We start from the raw sequence: 15,566 nt of genomic DNA, 5'->3' as shown, positions 1-15,566 counted from the left end.
ACCGCCATGACCACCCAGTCCACCCTGCAGACCGTGCCTGCCCTGGGGACGCGCCCGGCGTCCGGCTCGAACCCGAGCCGCGCCGAGACCCGGGAGCAGCTCTCCAAGGCGTCGTACGACCTTCTCGTGATCGGCGGCGGCATCCTGGGCATCTCCACCGCCTGGCACGCCGCGCAGTCCGGCCTCAGGGTGGCTCTGGTGGACGCCGGCGACTTCGCCGGCGCCACCTCCTCCGCCTCCTCCAAGCTGCTCCACGGGGGTCTGCGCTACCTGCAGACCGGTGCCGTGAAGCTGGTGGCGGAGAACCACTTCGAGCGCCGTGCGGTCTCCCGTCAGGTGGCCCCCCACCTGTCGAACCCGCTCACGTTCTACCTCCCCGTGTACAAGGGCGGGCCGCACGGCGCGGCGAAGCTCGGCGCCGGCGTCTTCGCGTACTCGGCGCTGTCCGCCTTCGGTGACGGCGTCGGCCACCTGCTCTCCCCGGCCAAGGCCGCGCAGGACGTGCCCGAGCTGCGCACCGAGAACCTCAAGGCCGTCGCCGTCTACGGCGACGACCAGATGAACGACGCGCGCATGGCGCTGATGACCGTCCGCGCGGCGGCCGAGTCGGGCGCCGTGGTCCTCAACCACGCCGAGGTGACGGGCCTGCGCTTCACCAAGGGCCGGGTCACCGGTGCCGAACTGCGCGACCGCCTCTCGGGCGAGGAGTTCGGCGTCAACGCCCGCCTGGTGCTGAACGCCACCGGCCCCTGGGTCGACCACCTGCGCCGTATGGAGGACCCCGATGCGGCACCGTCCATCCGTCTGTCGAAGGGCGCGCATCTGGTCCTGAAGCGGACCTCCCCCTGGAGGGCCGCGCTCGCCACCCCGATCGACAAGTACCGCATCACCTTCGCCCTCCCCTGGGAGGACATGCTGCTGCTCGGCACCACCGACGAGGCGTACGAGGGCGACCCGGCGGATGTCTCGGTCACCGAGAAGGACACCGCGCAGATACTCGACGAGGCCGCGTTCTCCATCCGCGACCAGCAGCTCGACCGTGACCTGATCACCTACGCCTTCGCCGGTCTGCGGGTGCTGCCGGGCGGCCCCGGGGACACCGCCAAGGCCAAGCGGGAGACGGTCGTCACCGAGGGCCGGGGCGGGATGCTGTCCGTCGCGGGCGGCAAGTGGACCACGTTCCGCCACATCGGCCGCACCGTGATGCACAAGCTCCAGTCGCTGCCCGGACACCCGCTGGGCGAGGACTTCGAGCCGGTCTCCGCGCTGCCGAAGAAGCTGCCGCTGCCGGGTGTGGCCAACCCCCGCGCGGTCGCCCACCGGCTGCTGGTGGACGGCCCCGCGCCCGGCCCGCGCATGGCCGCGGACACCGCCAGGCACCTGGCCACCCACTACGGTTCGCTCGCCTTCGACATCGCCCGGCTGGCCAACGAGGACCCGGCGCTGGGCCGGCGCGTCCACCCGGACGCCCCGGAGATCTGGGCGCAGGTCGTCTGGGCCCGGGACCACGAGTGGGCGCAGACCGCGGACGACGTGCTGCGGCGCCGCACCACGCTGACGATCCGGGGCCTGGCCACGGACGAGGTCCGCGCGGACGTCCAGGAGCTGCTCGACCGGAGGTGACCGGCGGCCCCCGGCTCCCCCGCACGGAAGCCGGCAGCGGAAGAGGGGCGGCTCCGCGCCGACGGAGCCGCCCCTGTCGCATGCCGGCCCCGGACCGCACCTGTGCCCCTGCCTGGCACGGGGTGTTTCCCGGTGTCGGGCGGGGCAGTGATGGGGGCACTCCCCTTGTCAGGGGGCTGCGGGAGCCCGCTGGGCACGCCGTAAGGTTGGGGCGTACGCGAGGGCACGTCGGAAGGAGGCGCTGGGTGATCGAGCTCGAGGGGGTTCCCGAGCTGATCGACCCGGTCATGGTGGCCGCGTTCGAGGGCTGGAACGATGCCGGTGACGCCGCCTCCACCGCGGTCGCGCACCTGGACAGGGAGTGGAAGGGCGAGGTGTTCGCGGCGCTGGACGCCGAGGACTACTACGACTTCCAGGTGAACCGTCCCACGGTGTTCATGGACGGCGGCGTCCGCAAGGTGACCTGGCCGACGACGCGGCTGTCGGTGGTCCGGATCGGCGGGGAGAAGCCGCGCGACCTGGTACTGGTCCGCGGCATCGAACCGTCCATGCGGTGGCGTTCGTTCTGCAACGAGCTCCTCGGCTTCGCCCACGAACTGGGCGTGGAGCTGGTGGTCGTGCTGGGCGCGCTGCTCGGCGACACCCCGCACACCCGTCCGGTCCCCATCAGCGGGACCACGTCGGATCCGGACCTGGCCCGCCGCATGGAGCTGGAGGAGACCAAGTACGAGGGCCCCACGGGCATCGTCGGCATCCTCCAGGAGGCGTGCACCCACGCGGGCGTGCCCGCGGTGTCGCTGTGGGCCGCGGTCCCGCACTACGTCTCACAGCCGCCCAACCCGAAGGCCACGCTGGCCCTCCTGAACCGTCTGGAGGACCTGATCGACGTGCGCATCCCGCTGGGCGAGCTGGCCGAGGACGCGCGTGCCTGGCAGGTGGGCGTGGACCAACTGGCCGCGGAGGACAGCGAGGTGGCCGAGTACGTGCAGACGCTGGAGGAGGCCCGGGACACCGCCGAGCTGCCGGAGGCGTCGGGCGAGGCGATCGCCCGCGAGTTCGAGCGCTATCTGCGGCGCCGTGACGGGGCGTCGGGACCGCCGGGCGGCCACGCCACGGCGGACGGCTCGGACGGAACGTCGTACCGGCGGGAGGGCCCGGGCGGGAGGGCACGGCCGCCGAAGCCGCCCAAGCCGGAGGCCGACGCGGACGGTGAGGAGTCGTCGGAGGACTGACCGGAGCGAACGACGAGGGCGCCCCTTCCCGGGAGGAAGGGGCGCCCTCGTCGTGTCGCCGGGGTCTCCGGCCGTTTACAGTGCCACGCCGAGCAGGGCGTCCACCGCGCGGGAGACGACGCCGGGGGCGCCGGTGTCGGTGCCTCCGGTCTCCTCCTGGAGGAGGACCCAGCGGTCGACGGCCGCCAGCGCGGCCGGGGCGTCCAGGTCGTTGGCGAGGGCGTCGCGGATCTCCTCGACCAGCGCGTGGGCGGGCGGGCCGTCGGGCCGGGAGACGGCGGCGCGCCAGTGGTCCAGGCGGGTCACGGCGTCCCGGAGGACCTGGTCGGTCCACTCCCAGTCCGCGCGGTAGTGGTGGGCGAGCAGCGCCAGCCGGATCGCCGCCGGGTCCACGCCGTCGCGCCGCAGCCGCGACACGAACACCAGGTTGCCTTTGGACTTGGACATCTTCTCGCCGTGCAGGGCGACCATGCCGGCGTGGACGTACGCCTTGGCCATGGGGAATTCGCCGGTGAGCACGTGGGCGTGCGACGCGCCCATCTCGTGGTGCGGGAAGACCAGGTCGGAGCCGCCGCCCTGGACGTCGAACCCCATGCCGAGGTGCTCGAGGGCGATGGCCACACACTCGATGTGCCAGCCGGGCCGGCCCCGGCCGAGGGAGCCCCCGTCCCAGCTCGGCTCGCCCTCGCGGGCGGCCGTCCAGAGGATCGGGTCGACGGGGTTCTTCTTGCCCGGGCGGTCCGGGTCGCCGCCGCGCTCGGCGGACAGCAGGCGCATCGCGGCGGCGTCGAGGTGGGAGACCTGGCCGAAGTGCCGGTCGGACTCGACGGAGAAGTAGATGTCGCCCTCGATCTCGTAGGTCGCGCCGAGATCACGCAGCCGTTCGACGATCGGGACGATGCCGGGTATCGCCTCGACGGCGCCTGTGTAGTGCCGCGGCGGCAGTATCCGCAGGGCCGTCATGTCCTCACGGAACAGCGCGGTTTCGCGCTCGGCGAGCGCGGTCCAGTCGACGCCGTCCCGCTCGGCCCGCTCCAGCAGCGGGTCGTCGACGTCGGTGACGTTCTGGACGTAGTGAACCTGCCGCTTGGTGTCGAGCCACACGCGCTGCACCAGGTCGAACGCGTTGTAGGTCGCCGCGTGTCCGATGTGGGTGGCGTCGTAGGGGGTGATGCCGCAGACGTAGATACGGGCGACGGGACCGGGGTCGAGGGTGATCGGGCCCCCGGTCGCGGTGTCGTGGATCCTCAGGTCGCGGCCCTGACCGGGCAGGGCGGGGACCTCGGAAGCGGGCCAGGCATGCATGCCACGAGCCTAACCGGACCGGAGTTCCGTATAACAACCGGAGCAGGCCGGATGACCGGGAGGGCCCTCTTGCACACCTCCGCGCGGTGTGCTCCCCCGGCCGCGTCCCGCGCGGGCGGGAGGGGGGCGGTGGGCACCCTGGCGGGACCCGGCCGGCGCGGGGCCGCCGAGCGGTCAAACAGGGGGCCAGGGAATGGCCGGCCATTCGGTGCCCGGCTGCGGGTGCACCCCGGTGCTGAGCAGGGACTCGACACGGGCGCGTGTGGCGTCGATCTCCGCGCGGGTGATCAGGGGGGTCAGGACCGCGGTGAGCGGGCCTGTGGCGCTGAGAGCGTCCCTCAGGCGCTCCAGCACGCCGAGGGCCTCCTGCGGCAGGGGCTCGCCCGCCCAGCCCCACAGCAGCGTGCGCAGTTTGTTCTCGGCGTTGAAGGTGACGCCATGGTCGATGCCGTACAGCCGTCCGTCCGCGGTGGGCAGGAGGTGGCCGCCCTTGCGGTCGGCGTTGTTGATCACCGCGTCGAACACGGCGAGCCGGCGCAGCCGCTCGTCGTCGGCGTGCACGAGCAGGGCGGTGCGGCCCGGGCCGACCTCGGCGAAGCCGATGGCCTTCCAGCCCGGCTCCGGCTCCTCCCCGTCCACCAGGGCGAGGAGCTCCGTGCCGGGCGCCGTGTCGATCCACAGCTGGCACATGCCCTCGCCGTACGGGCCGTCACGCAGCACGGTGGGCGGGACGAGGCCCCATCCGGTCGCCTCCGAGACCTCGTACGCGGCGACCTCGCGCCCGGCGAGCGTGCCGTCGGGGAAGTCCCACAGGGGCCGCTCCCCCTCGACCGGCTTGTAGACGCAGACGGCCTCGCGTCCCTCGTGGGTGACGGTGCAGTACAGCGCCGCGTTGGACGCCTCACGGATGCGTCCGCGCACGGTCAGCTCGCCGCGGGCGAGCAGCGTGCCGGCGTCCGGGTCGACGGTCGTCACGCTCCGCGGCGGTATCCGTTCTGGCGCGGACATACATGTCCCTCCGGGTCGAGCGGGAGGCTGCACAGCGGACACGGCGGCCGCCCCGCGTTGACGACGTCCAGGGCGCGCTTGGCGAAGGCCCGGGCCTGCGCGCCGGTGAGGCGGACGCGGAGCATCGGGGGCCCGTTCTCCTCGTCCTGGAGCAGCCGCTCCTCGGCCTCGGCCAGGTCCTCCTCGGAGTCGGCGTCCAGTTCGACGAGCGCCTGGGCCTCGACGATCATGCGCTGCTCCTCGCCGTCCCAGGCGAGCGCCATGGTGCCGACGCGGAACTCCTCCTCCACGGGCGTGTCCAGCGGCGCGGTGTCGGCGACCTCGGTCGGCGCCATGGCGGGCACCGCGGCGCTGCCGCCGCTGCGGCGTACGACCTCGTCGAGAAGTTCGTCCATGCGCTCGGCGAGCGCCGCGACCTGGGTCTTCTCCAGGGCCACGCTGGTCACCCGGGAGCCGGCGGAGGCCTGGAGGAAGAACGTACGGCGCCCTGGCAGTCCGACCGTGCCGGCCACAAAACGTTCCGGCTGGTCGTAGAGGAACACCTGACGGGACACGTCCTGTCTCCATTGAGAGTCGTGGGTACGGGCGGACTGTTCACGGGGTACGGACGTACGGCGCACTCCTGCGATCGCTTCACCCTACTGCGGCGGACGATCACGGTGCGCCCGCGTCGCCCCCGACCGTGGCGTCGTCGGCGGGCGGCTCCTCGCGCGGTGCCAGCGACGCGAAGTCGCCGGTGTCGCCGAGGCGGACGAGAAACGGGCGCAGCCGTGTGTAACGGATCGCGGTGATGGAACACGGTTCAACGGTGATCCGCTGGAAGAGGTCCAGATGAAGTCCCAGTGCCTCCGCGACGAGAGACTTGATGATGTCGCCGTGCGAGCACATGAGATACACGGCGTCGGCGCCGTGGTCGCGCTCCACGCGCGCGTTCCACTCGCGCACCGCCTCCGCGGCGCGCGTCTGCATCGCGCGCATGGACTCCCCGCCGGGGAATGCCGCCGCCGACGGGTGTGCCTGCACGACCTCCATGAGCGGCTCGTCCTTGAGCTCGGCGAGTTTACGGCCGGTCCAGTCGCCGTAGTCGCATTCGCCGATGCGCTCCTCGGTGTGCGCGCTCGCGCCGGGGCGGGCGTCCAGCAGCGGCCGGATCGTCTCCCGGCACCGCTGGAGCGGGCTGGTGACGATCTCGGCCAGGGGCAGCTCGGCGAGCCGCCCGGGCAGTGCGGCGGCCTGCGCGGCCCCGCGGTCGTCGAGGGCGACGCCGGGCGTCCGGCCGGCGAGCAGTCCCTCGGTGTTGGCGGTCGAACGTCCGTGCCGGACCAGGAGCAACGTGGGCATGCGGCCCAGGGTAGGCGTACCCGGGCGTGCGGTGTCCGGGACGAGGAAGGAGAAGACGTTTCGTGATCGTCGACTGTGCCATCTACCGGGAGGGCCGTCGGTCGGAGGGGCCCCGTGACTTCTCCGACGCGCTTCAGGAGGCGCGGTCGGCGGGGGGCTTCGTCTGGATCGGGGTGCATGAGCCGTCGGCGGAGGAGTTCGCGCTGGTCTCGCAGGAGTTCGGGCTGCATCCGCTGGCGGTGGAGGACGCCCTCAAGGCGCATCAGCGCCCCAAGCTCGAGGTGTACGACGACTCGCTGTTCGTCGTCCTGAAGCCGGTGGTGTACGAGCCGCGGAGCGACACCGTCACCTCCGGCGAGATCATGATCTTCCTGGGCGACTCGTTCGCGGTGACCGTGCGGCACGGGAAGGGCGCGCCGCTGGCGGTGGTGCGCAACCGGCTGGAGCGGGAGCCCGAGCTGCTGGGCGAGGGGCCCACGGCGGTGCTGTACGCGGTGTCCGACGCCGTCGTCGACCACTATCTGGAGGTGGCGACGGAGCTGCAGACCGACCTGGAGGAGCTGGAGGCCGAGGTCTTCAGCCCGGAGGGGGGCGGCTCGCGGAACACCGCCTCGCGGATCTACGGCTTCAAGCGGCAGATCCTGGAGTTCCGCCGGGCCACGGGACCGCTGGCGCTGCCGATGACGCGACTGGCCGGGGTGGGGGTCTCGTCGGGGGCGGGCGGGGTCGGCGGGGGCGGTGCGTTCGGGGCGGGGGTGCCGTTCGTGGAGGAGAAGGCACGGCCGTTCTTCCGTGACGTGCACGATCACCTCACCCGGGTGAACGAGTCCGTGGAAGGGCTGGACCGGCTGGTCTCGGACATCCTCTCGGCGCATCTGGCGCAGATGAGCGTGCGGCAGAACGACGACATGCGGAAGATCTCCGCGTGGGCGGCTATGGCCGCGATCCCCACGATGATCGCGGGGATCTACGGGATGAACTTCGAGCACATGCCGGAGTTGCGGTGGGAGTGGTCGTATCCGGTGGTGATCGTGGTGATGGGCGGGCTGGAGGTGTTGTTGTACCGGCTGTTCAAGCGGCGGGGGTGGATGTGAGCCGGGGTGGGGGGTGAGGTGGGGGTGAGGTGGGGGTGGTCTGTGGTTCGGGTCGGGCCGTTTCCGGTTCGGGTCAGGCGGCTTCCGGTTCCGGGGTGGCGGGGCCGCCCAGCGCGTTGCGGCGGTCCGGCATTCTCAGGGAGACCATGCGGCGCCAGCCGCCCGCGCGTTCGTACGCGTACACGGCGTGGATGCCGGCCGCCAGGACCGCCGCCTTGGGCTTGGGCCAGCCCAGGATGCGGCCCATGTGGGCCATCACCGCGAGGCTCACGTCCCGGTAGATGCGGATCTCCGCGAGCGCGCACTCGCGCAGGGTGCGCTGGATGGTTCTGCCGTGTCCGGCGTACGCGAAGCGCAGCAGTTCCTCGTGGCAGTAGGCGAGGTGGTTGTCCTCGTCGTTCGAGATCATCCTGACCGCGCGGCCGAGGTCCGGGTGGTCGGTGAAGTGCTTGCGGAGCAGTTCCATCTGCTCGGAGGCGCGCTGTTCGGTGACCCTGCTGTGGGCGAGGTAGGTCACGATGTCCTGGACCGTGAGGGGCTCGTCGCGTTTGAGCTGGTCGTGGGCCAGGCCGATGCCGTGCTTCTCCAGGAGCATCGTGTAGTCGGTCTCCGGGGGCACCGGGACGGGCTGCAGGCCGCGCTTCTTCAGCAACGCGTTGAAGATGCGGCCGTGCTTGTCCTCGTCGGCGCCGTGCCGGGTGATCTTGGGGGCGAGTTCGCGCTGGGATTCGGGGACCAGCGCGGCGATGCGGGCGTTCTCCCAGCCTCCCTGGGACTCGCCGCTGGCCGCGATGGAGCAGAACAGGGCGAACGACTCGTTGTTGTCGAGAATCTCCTGGAACAGGCTCTTCGCCGAAAGCATGATGGGCCACCTCTCCGCTCTCCGCGGGCTCCGCGGTGCTGGCTGCTGCGGTTCCGCAAAGAACGAGTCAAATGCGCGTGGCCGGGCGCGGCAACAGGCGTGTCGGACAACTCCGCCAAAAGGAGTACGTGCGCGGGTGCATCGGGGCGTAACCGCGGGAGAGGTGGGGCGTTGATGTGGGTGACGGCCGTGGCGGGGTGGACCCCCGAGCCCCCACCACGGCCGCGATGACTTTGCGGTCGGAGGTTCAGGAGGCGAGGCCGGCTCGCTCCAGGGCCTCGGTGCCGGCGCGGAGCGACGCGAGGCGCTCGTCGAGCGTGAAGCCGGCCGGGGCGAGGGTGAGGGTGGTGACGCCGGCGGCGGCGTAGGCCTTCATGCGGTCGGCGATACGGTCCACGGAACCGAGGAGCGTCGTCTTGTCGATCAGGTCGTGGGGGACGGCCGCGGCTGCGGCCTGCTTGTCGCCGGCCAGGTACTTGTCCTGGATGTCGGCGGCCTCCTGCTCGTAGCCCATGCGGCGGGCGAGCTGGTTGTAGAAGTTCTGCTTGCGGCTGCCCATGCCGCCGACGTACAGCGCGGTGTAGGGGCGGAAGGTGTCGGCGAGGGTGGTGATGTCCTTGTCCTCGCCGACGGCCAGGGGGACCGTGGGGCAGATGTCGAAGCCGTCGAGGGTCTTGCCGGCCTTTTCGCGGCCGGCGCGGAGGTGCCGGACGGCGGTTTCCTCGAGGTGCTCGGCGGAGGGGAAGATCAGCAGGGCGCCGTCGGCGATCTCGCCGGTCTGTTCGAGGTTCTTCGGGCCGATGGCGGCGATGTAGAGGGGGATGTGCTCGCGCTGCGGGTGCACGGTGAGCTTGATGGGCTTGCCGGGGCCGCCGGGGAGGGGGAGCGTCCAGTGTTCGCCGTCGTGGGTGAGGCGTTCGCGGGTCATGGCCTTGCGGATGATCTCGACGTACTCGCGGGTGCGGGCGAGGGGCTTGTCGAACTTGACGCCGTACCAGCCCTCGGAGACCTGGGGGCCGGAGACGCCGAGGCCGAGGCGGAAGCGGCCGCCGGAGAGGGAGTCGAGGGTGGCCGCGGTCATCGCGGTCATCGCGGGCTGACGGGCGGGGATCTGGAAGATGGCGGAGCCGACGTCGATGCGCTCGGTCTGGGCGGCGACCCAGGTGAGCACGGTGGCGGCGTCGGAGCCGTAGGCCTCGGCGGCCCAGCAGACCGCGTATCCGAGGCGGTCGGCTTCCTGGGCCACGGCGAGGTTGTCCGCGTCCATTCCGGCGCCCCAGTAGCCGAGGTTGATCCCTAGCTGCATGGCCGTCTCCCCTTACCGATGAGTAACGTCGCTTGTGCGCTGACCTTATACCTCCGGTGGGTGGGGTGGGTGCCTGCGGCGCCGCTGTCCCTCCGGTGGGGGTGCGCGTAGCGCCTACGGGGGGTGGGTGGTGCGGGGCCGGGCCGGGGGTGTACGTCCTCGGACTGGCGCGATCGAGCTTGCTGGTGGGGGTGGGCGGTGCGGACGCGCCAGCCACTGCGGGCGCACACCCCCGTCCCGTCCCCTCCCCGCCGCCCGCGCCTGCCGCACGCCGCGGACTGCGCGCTGCGGGCGGCGGCCTGCGGGCGGCGGCCTGCGCGCCGCCGCTCCCCGCGAGCCGCGCGATCCGCGCCGTCGCTGCCCGCGATCCGCGCCGCAGCTGGGCGGCCTGCCTGCCGCCCTCCGCGGCTACCGCCGCGATCCGCAGGCACGCCTCCGCGCTCCGCGGGCAGTCGTGCCTCCCCCAGAGCCTTAAGGGCCTGGGAGGTGCCCCCAGGGCGATGGGGGTCCCCCCGCTCATGGGGGTACCTCCCGCTCGAGCGAAGCCGAGAGTGGGGGAGGCACCCCTCTGGCGCCGGGCTGCGCAGACGCCTCCCGGGCCGCCCCAGCACAGGGCGCCTGTGAGGTGCCGGGCGCGGCAGCACACCCCGTCGGTCAGAGCATCACGGAAATCGGTGGTCCACAGGCGCCCGCACTCGCGGCTCCGGCCAGTAATCTCGGCGTTCATGGAGCAGAGGCATCTCGGCCGTACCGGCCTGCGCGTGTCCCGGATCGGACTCGGGACCCTGACCTGGGGTCGGGACACCGACGAGCACGACGCGGCGGATCTGCTGAAGACCTTCTGGGAAGCCGGCGGCACCCTCGTCGACACCGCCGACGTGTACGGCGACGGAGAGGCCGAGTATCTGCTCGGACGGCTCATGGACGGCCTCGTGCCGCGCCGGGACCTCGTGATCTCGACCAAGGCCGGCAGCGTCCCCGACCCCGACCGCCGGTTCGACGGCTCCCGGGGCCATCTGCTCTCCGCGCTGGACGCCTCCCTGTCCCGTCTCGGCACCGACTACGTCGACGTGTGGCACATCCACGCCTACGACCCCGCCACCCCGCTGGACGAGACCCTTCAGGCGCTCGACATCGCTGTCGGCAGCGGCCGCGTGCGCTACGCCGGCGTCTCCAACTTCTGCGGCTGGCAGCTGGCCAAGGCGGCGACCTGGCAGCTGGCCGTGCCGGGGACGCGGACCCGGCTGGCGAGTACGCAGATGGAGTACTCGCTGCTGCAGCGCGGCGTGGAGCGCGAGGTGCTGCCCGCCGCCCTCGATCTGGGGATAGGGCTCCTGCCGTCCTCCCCGCTCGGCCGGGGCGTGCTGAGCGGCAAGTACCGGGGCGACGCCGCCCCGCCGGATTCCCGCGGCGCCTCGGAACACCTCGCGCCCTTCGTCGCGCCCTACCTCGACGACACGGCGAGCCGGATCGTGGACGCCGTGACGACCGCGGCGGACGGGCTCGCCGTGACCCCGCTCCAGGTGGCGCTCGCCTGGGTCCGGGACCGGCCCGGAGTCACCGCGCCCATCGTCGGCTCGCGCAACGCCCAGCAGCTCACGGCGGCGTTGTCAGTGGAGGCCCTTAGTCTTCCTGACGAGATCTGCCGGGCGCTGGACGACGTGTCGGCGCCCGTGCACCGGTATCCCGATCACGACTGGAGCACGCTGTGAGCACCGAGCCCGAGAGCCCCGACGCCGAGGGTGCGCACGTGTCCGAGGCCGAGGCCGAGCTGGCCGCCCAGCGTCTCGAGCGGGAGCGGATCGAGCGGCGCAAGGCCGAGCGGGCGCCGATCGAGGCCGGCACCAAGCTGAGCGGCACGGCCGCCGATCTGCTGGCCGCCGTACGGGCCGTGGAGAGCGGCGAGAAGCCCCCCGCCACCGTGGTCGAGGAGGCCAGGCCCGCGCCCCGGCGGCCCGCTCCCGAAGTGCGGCAGGCGCCCGTCGAGGCGCCGGTCCGGGTGGCGGACGCCGGTGCCGTCGCGGCGGTGCGGGAGGTGCTGGTCCAGGGGGGCGCTCCGGAGGGGCTCGCCACGGAGGCCGCCGGTGCGCTCGGCGAGGGTGCCGCCGAGCGCCTGCGGGACGATCCCTGGCAGCTGCTGCGGGTGACCGGGGTGCGGCCCGAGCAGGCCGACGGGTTCGCCCGGGCGCTGCTCGGTGGCGAGGCCGGCCCCGGCGACGAGCGGCGGGGACGCGCGGTCGCCGTGTGGCTGCTGGAGCAGGCGGCGCCGGCCGGGCACACCGTGCTGGAGATGCCCGCGCTGGCCGAGGCACTGGGGCGGCAGGGTGTTCCGCAGCCCGAGGAGGCGGTGCAGAACGCCATCGCGGAAGGGGATGTTCTGGTTTTCCAGGACGGCCTGGACGAGGAGGAGCCTGTTCGGGTTCTGGTGGGGCTGGAGCGCTTGGCCATGGCGGAGGAGAGCCTCGCCGACGGTCTGGCCCGGCTGGCCGACTCCGTGCCCAAGCAGGAGGGCGAGGAGTGGCAGCGCGCGGCGGACGCCGCGGAGGGTTCCGCGGGGGAGCTGATCCGCGCGGTCGCCGGGCACGGGCTGGTGCTGCACACCGGCGGCGAGGCCTCGCTGGCCGAGCCCGCGGCGCTGCTGGACGCGGCGCACGGCCTGGGACTGCGGGTCTGGGCCGCGACGCACAGTCCGGTGGGGCGGGCGCGGTTCGCCGCGTTGGTCGACGGTCCCGGTGTCGCCACGGTCGCCGGGCTGCTGTCCGGTGCCGAGGGGCCGGGGCGGGATGCCGATGGTTCGCTGGACGTCGATGTGCTGGCGGTGCTGGATGCTCCGCAGCTGGATGTCGAGGCCGCCGCGCTGCTGACGGAGTCGCTGCCGGACGGGGCGCGGCTGGTGCTGGCCGGGGACCCCGGGGTGCTGTGGTCGGTGGGGCCCGGCCGGGTGTTCGCCGATCTGCTGGCGGCGCGGTGCTGTCCGCAGGTCGCCTCACGGCGGCCGGACCCCGGCCCGCTGGGCGAACTGGTCTCCGGTATCGGCGTCGGCGAGCTGAACCAGGTGGCCGCGCCCGGCAAGGAAGTCGTGATCGTGCCGGTGCGGGACGCGGGTGAGGCCGTGCACCGGACCGTGCAGCTGGTGGCGGACTCCGTGCCGCGCGCGATCGGGGTGCCGGCTGAGGAGACACAGGTGATCACTCCCGGGCACGGGGGCGCCGTGGGTACGCGGGCACTGAACGCGGCGCTGAAGGAGCGGCTCAACCCGGGGCCCGGGCGCTTCGGCGGGTTCGACCCGGGCGACCGGATCGCCTACTCCCCCGCTCCGGGGCACACGGTGCCGGGGAGCGTGGCGCGGGCCGACGGCGAGGGGCTGCATCTGGTGTGCGGGGGCGAGGAGATCGTCGTACCGCGCGAGCGGGTGGAGCGGACCGTGCGGCACGGCTGGGCGCTCACGGCGCACCAGGCGGCGGGCTGCCGGTGGCCCGCGGTGGTGGTCGTGCTGCCCGGCGATGCCGCCCCGGCCCTGAGCCGGCCCTGGGTGTACACGGCCTTCAGCCGGGCCGACCGGCATCTGTCCGTGGTGCACGGGGTGGAGCAGGCGCTGCCGCGCGCCGTGGCCGAGGTGCCCGCCAAGCCGCGCACGACCCGGCTGCCGGTGCTGCTGGCGCCCCGGGCGAGCTGAACGGGTCAGCGGTCGAGCGGCTCCAGGTCCTCGTCCTCGTCCAGTGTCGGCAGCCGGGGGTCCTCCAGGTCGTCGTCGGTGTCGTCGTCGGTGTCGTCCTCGTCGAAGACGGCGCTGACGTCGAATCGGCAGATCACGTGCTGCGGGTCCACGTCCTCGAACGGCGCGTCGAGCCAGTCGCCGGGGTCCGCGGGCTCGTCCGTCGCCGTCACCCAGAGCGTGGAGTCGCCCTCCTCGAGGCCGAACTCCTTGTGCCGGGAGGCGATCTCGTCCGGCTCGAACTCGCCGAACAGCAGCCCGAGCGCGCCGTGGACGGTCTCGGAGGCGTCCGAGCCCTCGTCGTCCGCCGCCTCGATCCGCTCGGCGTGCGCCAGCAGCCGCTGCGGTTCCGCGACGGTGTAGTCGCGGCGGATCAGCACGCTGACCGCGCTCGGCTCCTCGGGGCCGGTGTACGGCGGCGTGTCCTCGGCCCCCGGGATCTCGAAGGGGGTGACCTCGTCGTAGCGGTCGTAGAGCAGTTCGTCGTACGTCTCCGCGGCCGCGGCCAGCTGGTTGAACGCCTCGTAGACGGCCGGGTCGTCCTCCCCCGACCGGCGTTCGACCGCGGCCAGGTGGCGGTCGAGCGCGGTCTTGACCGCCTCGGCGGCGGCGCGTACCTCGGCAGCGGTGGGCTGCGCAGCATCAGACATAGTGCAGACGCTATCCGTACCGGGGCCCGGCCCGCACAATAGATGCGATGCCGGAATACGAATTTGTCGACGTGTACGTGCCGCGCGGGGTCTCCCGCAAGGACACGGCACGTCTGCTGACGGACCATGCAGAGTACGGTCACTGGGAGCTGTACCGCCTGACGCTGATGCGTGACGGCAGCCGCAGGGTGCGGCTGCGGCGGCGCATCATCCGCCAGGTGCGCGCCACCTGGTGAGGTGCGCGACCCGACCGGAATCAGACACGGAGGGGGCCCCGCGGTCGCGGGGCCCCCTCCGTGTGCCCGGTGTCACGCGGCGCTGCGGGCCTTGCGGTAGAGGACCGCGCCGGCGAGCAGCACGCCCGCGCCGGCCGGCAGGGCGAGGCCCAGGGGCAGTTCGCTGCCGGTCTGCGCCAGCTCCGCGTCGGCCTGTGCCCGGCCGGTGGTGTGGGTGTCCGGCTGGTTGCCGCGCGGCGTGTCCTCGCCCGGCGTGGCCGGGGTGTCCGGCTCGTCGTCGCCGGGGAACTCCGGCTGCTCGGGTCCGCCGGGCTGTTCCGGCGTCTGCTTCTCCGGGCCGCCGTTCGCGCAGCCGTTGCCCTCGGTGGCGTTGCCGGCCGCGAGTACATTGACGCTGTTGCCGCAGACGTTCACCGGGACATGGACCGGGGCTTCGATGTGGTCGCCGGATCCCACGCCGGGCGAGTCGGCGGTGTGGCCGTCGGCCTGTGCGCCGCCGGTCCTGTCGTGTCCGTGGGAGGGGGCCCCGCTCTTGTTGGCGCAGAAGTTGCCCACGGACGGGTTGAGCAGACCGGCGACGTTGACGGTGTTGCCGCAGACGTTGACCGGGGCGTGCACCGGCGCCTGCACCGTGTTCCCGGAGAGCACGCCGGGCGAGCCGACGGCGGCGCCCGTCGCACCGGAGTCCGCGTGGGCGGCGGTCCCGCCCGCGGCGGCGAGCACACCGGTGGCGGCCGCCATGGTCATCAGGCCCTTGCGGGTGACCTGTCGCATTGCTGAATTCCCTGCCTTCGACCTGGTGCCGGGAATCGGCGTTCCTGGTGAATTCCCGGTGTTCCGACGTTTTCGGATACCGGACGGCCCCGGAGCGCATGGCGCGCGCTCCGGGGCCGACCGGCTCGAGCCCTCAGCGGGCGTGCCCCGGAGGGCGAGGCACAACGTCAGACGTTGGCGCAGGTGTTGCCGAAGGCCGGGTTCAGCAGCCCGATCACGGAGACCGTGTTGCCGCAGACGTTCACGGGAACGTGAATCGGCGCCTGGACGACGTTGCCGGAAAGGACACCCGGGGAGTGCACGGCGGCACCCTGGGCGCCCGAGTCGGCGGCGGCCATGCCCGCGCCCGCGAGAACCAGACCACCGGTGGCGGCCGCGACAGCGACGACCTTCTTGAGCATTGTTCCTCCTTGTTGGCAA

15 protein-coding genes are annotated in these 15,566 nt (G+C 73.0%); 6 read left to right on the top strand and 9 right to left on the bottom strand.

Annotated features, from left to right (window positions below; genetic code table 11):
* Window positions 1–6: 6 nt before the first annotated feature.
* The gene (locus AC5L3C_RS30620; protein WP_125507894.1) at window positions 7–1,623 is read left to right on the top strand and encodes a glycerol-3-phosphate dehydrogenase/oxidase; all 1,617 of its coding nucleotides are present in this window, start codon (window positions 7–9) and stop codon (window positions 1,621–1,623) included.
* Window positions 1,624–1,868: 245 nt separating this feature from the next.
* Window positions 1,869–2,855, top strand: coding sequence for a PAC2 family protein (locus tag AC5L3C_RS30615; RefSeq protein ID WP_493652231.1), 987 nt, complete (start codon window positions 1,869–1,871; stop codon window positions 2,853–2,855).
* 75 nt (window positions 2,856–2,930) lie between these two features.
* Here AC5L3C_RS30615 and mshC read toward each other — a convergent pair whose 3' ends face one another.
* The 4 genes from mshC to AC5L3C_RS30595 all read right to left on the bottom strand — a co-directional run bounded on the left by mshC (window position 2,931) and on the right by AC5L3C_RS30595 (window position 6,509).
* Complete coding sequence (gene mshC, locus AC5L3C_RS30610) at window positions 2,931–4,160, bottom strand: cysteine--1-D-myo-inosityl 2-amino-2-deoxy-alpha-D-glucopyranoside ligase (RefSeq protein ID WP_493652230.1); 1,230 nt, start codon at window positions 4,158–4,160, stop codon at window positions 2,931–2,933.
* 174 nt (window positions 4,161–4,334) lie between these two features.
* The gene (locus tag AC5L3C_RS30605; protein WP_493652229.1) at window positions 4,335–5,168 is read right to left on the bottom strand and encodes an SCO1664 family protein; all 834 of its coding nucleotides are present in this window, start codon (window positions 5,166–5,168) and stop codon (window positions 4,335–4,337) included.
* Window positions 5,132–5,722, bottom strand: a complete 591-nt coding sequence (locus AC5L3C_RS30600; protein ID WP_125507887.1) for a DUF3090 domain-containing protein — start codon at window positions 5,720–5,722, stop codon at window positions 5,132–5,134. Before AC5L3C_RS30600 ends, AC5L3C_RS30605 begins: the two co-directional genes overlap by 37 nt.
* A 100-nt stretch (window positions 5,723–5,822) precedes the next feature.
* The gene (locus tag AC5L3C_RS30595; protein ID WP_493652228.1) at window positions 5,823–6,509 is read right to left on the bottom strand and encodes a histidine phosphatase family protein; all 687 of its coding nucleotides are present in this window, start codon (window positions 6,507–6,509) and stop codon (window positions 5,823–5,825) included.
* A 62-nt stretch (window positions 6,510–6,571) separates the two neighbouring features.
* On the opposite strand from AC5L3C_RS30595, the gene AC5L3C_RS30590 reads away from it, so the two are divergent.
* Window positions 6,572–7,603, top strand: a complete 1,032-nt coding sequence (locus AC5L3C_RS30590) for a magnesium and cobalt transport protein CorA (protein ID WP_493652227.1) — start codon at window positions 6,572–6,574, stop codon at window positions 7,601–7,603.
* A 73-nt stretch (window positions 7,604–7,676) separates the two neighbouring features.
* Here AC5L3C_RS30590 and AC5L3C_RS30585 read toward each other — a convergent pair whose 3' ends face one another.
* Both AC5L3C_RS30585 and AC5L3C_RS30580 read right to left on the bottom strand, forming a co-directional pair.
* The gene (locus tag AC5L3C_RS30585) at window positions 7,677–8,465 is read right to left on the bottom strand and encodes a ferritin-like domain-containing protein (RefSeq protein WP_493652226.1); all 789 of its coding nucleotides are present in this window, start codon (window positions 8,463–8,465) and stop codon (window positions 7,677–7,679) included.
* A 247-nt stretch (window positions 8,466–8,712) separates the two neighbouring features.
* Window positions 8,713–9,771 (bottom strand): LLM class F420-dependent oxidoreductase, encoded by a 1,059-nt coding sequence (locus AC5L3C_RS30580; protein WP_493652225.1) that lies wholly within the window; start codon window positions 9,769–9,771, stop codon window positions 8,713–8,715.
* A gap of 725 nt (window positions 9,772–10,496) precedes the next feature.
* On the opposite strand from AC5L3C_RS30580, the gene AC5L3C_RS30575 reads away from it, so the two are divergent.
* Both AC5L3C_RS30575 and AC5L3C_RS30570 read left to right on the top strand, forming a co-directional pair.
* Window positions 10,497–11,483 (top strand): aldo/keto reductase, encoded by a 987-nt coding sequence (locus AC5L3C_RS30575; RefSeq protein WP_493652224.1) that lies wholly within the window; start codon window positions 10,497–10,499, stop codon window positions 11,481–11,483.
* A complete protein-coding gene (locus AC5L3C_RS30570) occupies window positions 11,468–13,447 on the top strand; it encodes an ATP-dependent DNA helicase (RefSeq protein WP_493654093.1) in 1,980 nt (659 codons plus the stop codon). Before AC5L3C_RS30575 ends, AC5L3C_RS30570 begins: the two co-directional genes overlap by 16 nt.
* 5 nt (window positions 13,448–13,452) lie before the next feature.
* Here AC5L3C_RS30570 and AC5L3C_RS30565 read toward each other — a convergent pair whose 3' ends face one another.
* Window positions 13,453–14,136 carry a hypothetical protein gene (locus AC5L3C_RS30565; RefSeq protein WP_125507875.1) on the bottom strand — a complete coding sequence of 228 codons (684 nt, stop codon included), beginning with the start codon at window positions 14,134–14,136 and terminating at the stop codon, window positions 13,453–13,455.
* 47 nt (window positions 14,137–14,183) lie between these two features.
* Between AC5L3C_RS30565 and AC5L3C_RS30560 the strand changes: the two genes are divergently transcribed.
* The gene (locus AC5L3C_RS30560; protein ID WP_125507873.1) at window positions 14,184–14,372 is read left to right on the top strand and encodes a DUF5703 family protein; all 189 of its coding nucleotides are present in this window, start codon (window positions 14,184–14,186) and stop codon (window positions 14,370–14,372) included.
* A 72-nt stretch (window positions 14,373–14,444) separates the two neighbouring features.
* On the opposite strand, the gene AC5L3C_RS30555 is transcribed toward AC5L3C_RS30560, so the two are convergent.
* Entirely contained in the window at window positions 14,445–15,146 is a 702-nt protein-coding gene (locus AC5L3C_RS30555; RefSeq protein ID WP_493652222.1) for a chaplin, read from the bottom strand.
* 167 nt (window positions 15,147–15,313) lie between these two features.
* Complete coding sequence (gene chpH / locus AC5L3C_RS30550; protein ID WP_125507868.1) at window positions 15,314–15,547, bottom strand: chaplin ChpH; 234 nt, start codon at window positions 15,545–15,547, stop codon at window positions 15,314–15,316.
* Window positions 15,548–15,566: the final 19 nt, after the last annotated feature.

This window comes from Streptomyces speibonae, assembly GCF_984686075.1.
The sequence above is the reverse complement of the archived record's forward strand: the minus strand, read 5'-3'. Positions and strand labels throughout refer to the sequence as shown.

Excerpts from the sequence above, each read along its gene's own strand:
- AC5L3C_RS30605 (WP_493652229.1), bottom strand. The coding sequence starts at position 5,168 with ATGTCCGCGCCAGAACGGATACCGCCGCGGAGCGTGACGACCGTCGAC.
- AC5L3C_RS30575 (WP_493652224.1), top strand. The coding sequence starts at position 10,497 with ATGGAGCAGAGGCATCTCGGCCGTACCGGCCTGCGCGTGTCCCGGATC.
- AC5L3C_RS30580 (WP_493652225.1), bottom strand. The coding sequence starts at position 9,771 with ATGCAGCTAGGGATCAACCTCGGCTACTGGGGCGCCGGAATGGACGCG.
- chpH (WP_125507868.1), bottom strand. The coding sequence starts at position 15,547 with ATGCTCAAGAAGGTCGTCGCTGTCGCGGCCGCCACCGGTGGTCTGGTT.
- AC5L3C_RS30560 (WP_125507873.1), top strand. The coding sequence starts at position 14,184 with ATGCCGGAATACGAATTTGTCGACGTGTACGTGCCGCGCGGGGTCTCC.
- AC5L3C_RS30565 (WP_125507875.1), bottom strand. The coding sequence starts at position 14,136 with ATGTCTGATGCTGCGCAGCCCACCGCTGCCGAGGTACGCGCCGCCGCC.
- AC5L3C_RS30585 (WP_493652226.1), bottom strand. The coding sequence starts at position 8,465 with ATGCTTTCGGCGAAGAGCCTGTTCCAGGAGATTCTCGACAACAACGAG.
- mshC (WP_493652230.1), bottom strand. The coding sequence starts at position 4,160 with ATGCATGCCTGGCCCGCTTCCGAGGTCCCCGCCCTGCCCGGTCAGGGC.
- AC5L3C_RS30620 (WP_125507894.1), top strand. The coding sequence starts at position 7 with ATGACCACCCAGTCCACCCTGCAGACCGTGCCTGCCCTGGGGACGCGC.
- AC5L3C_RS30555 (WP_493652222.1), bottom strand. The coding sequence starts at position 15,146 with ATGCGACAGGTCACCCGCAAGGGCCTGATGACCATGGCGGCCGCCACC.
- AC5L3C_RS30595 (WP_493652228.1), bottom strand. The coding sequence starts at position 6,509 with ATGCCCACGTTGCTCCTGGTCCGGCACGGACGTTCGACCGCCAACACC.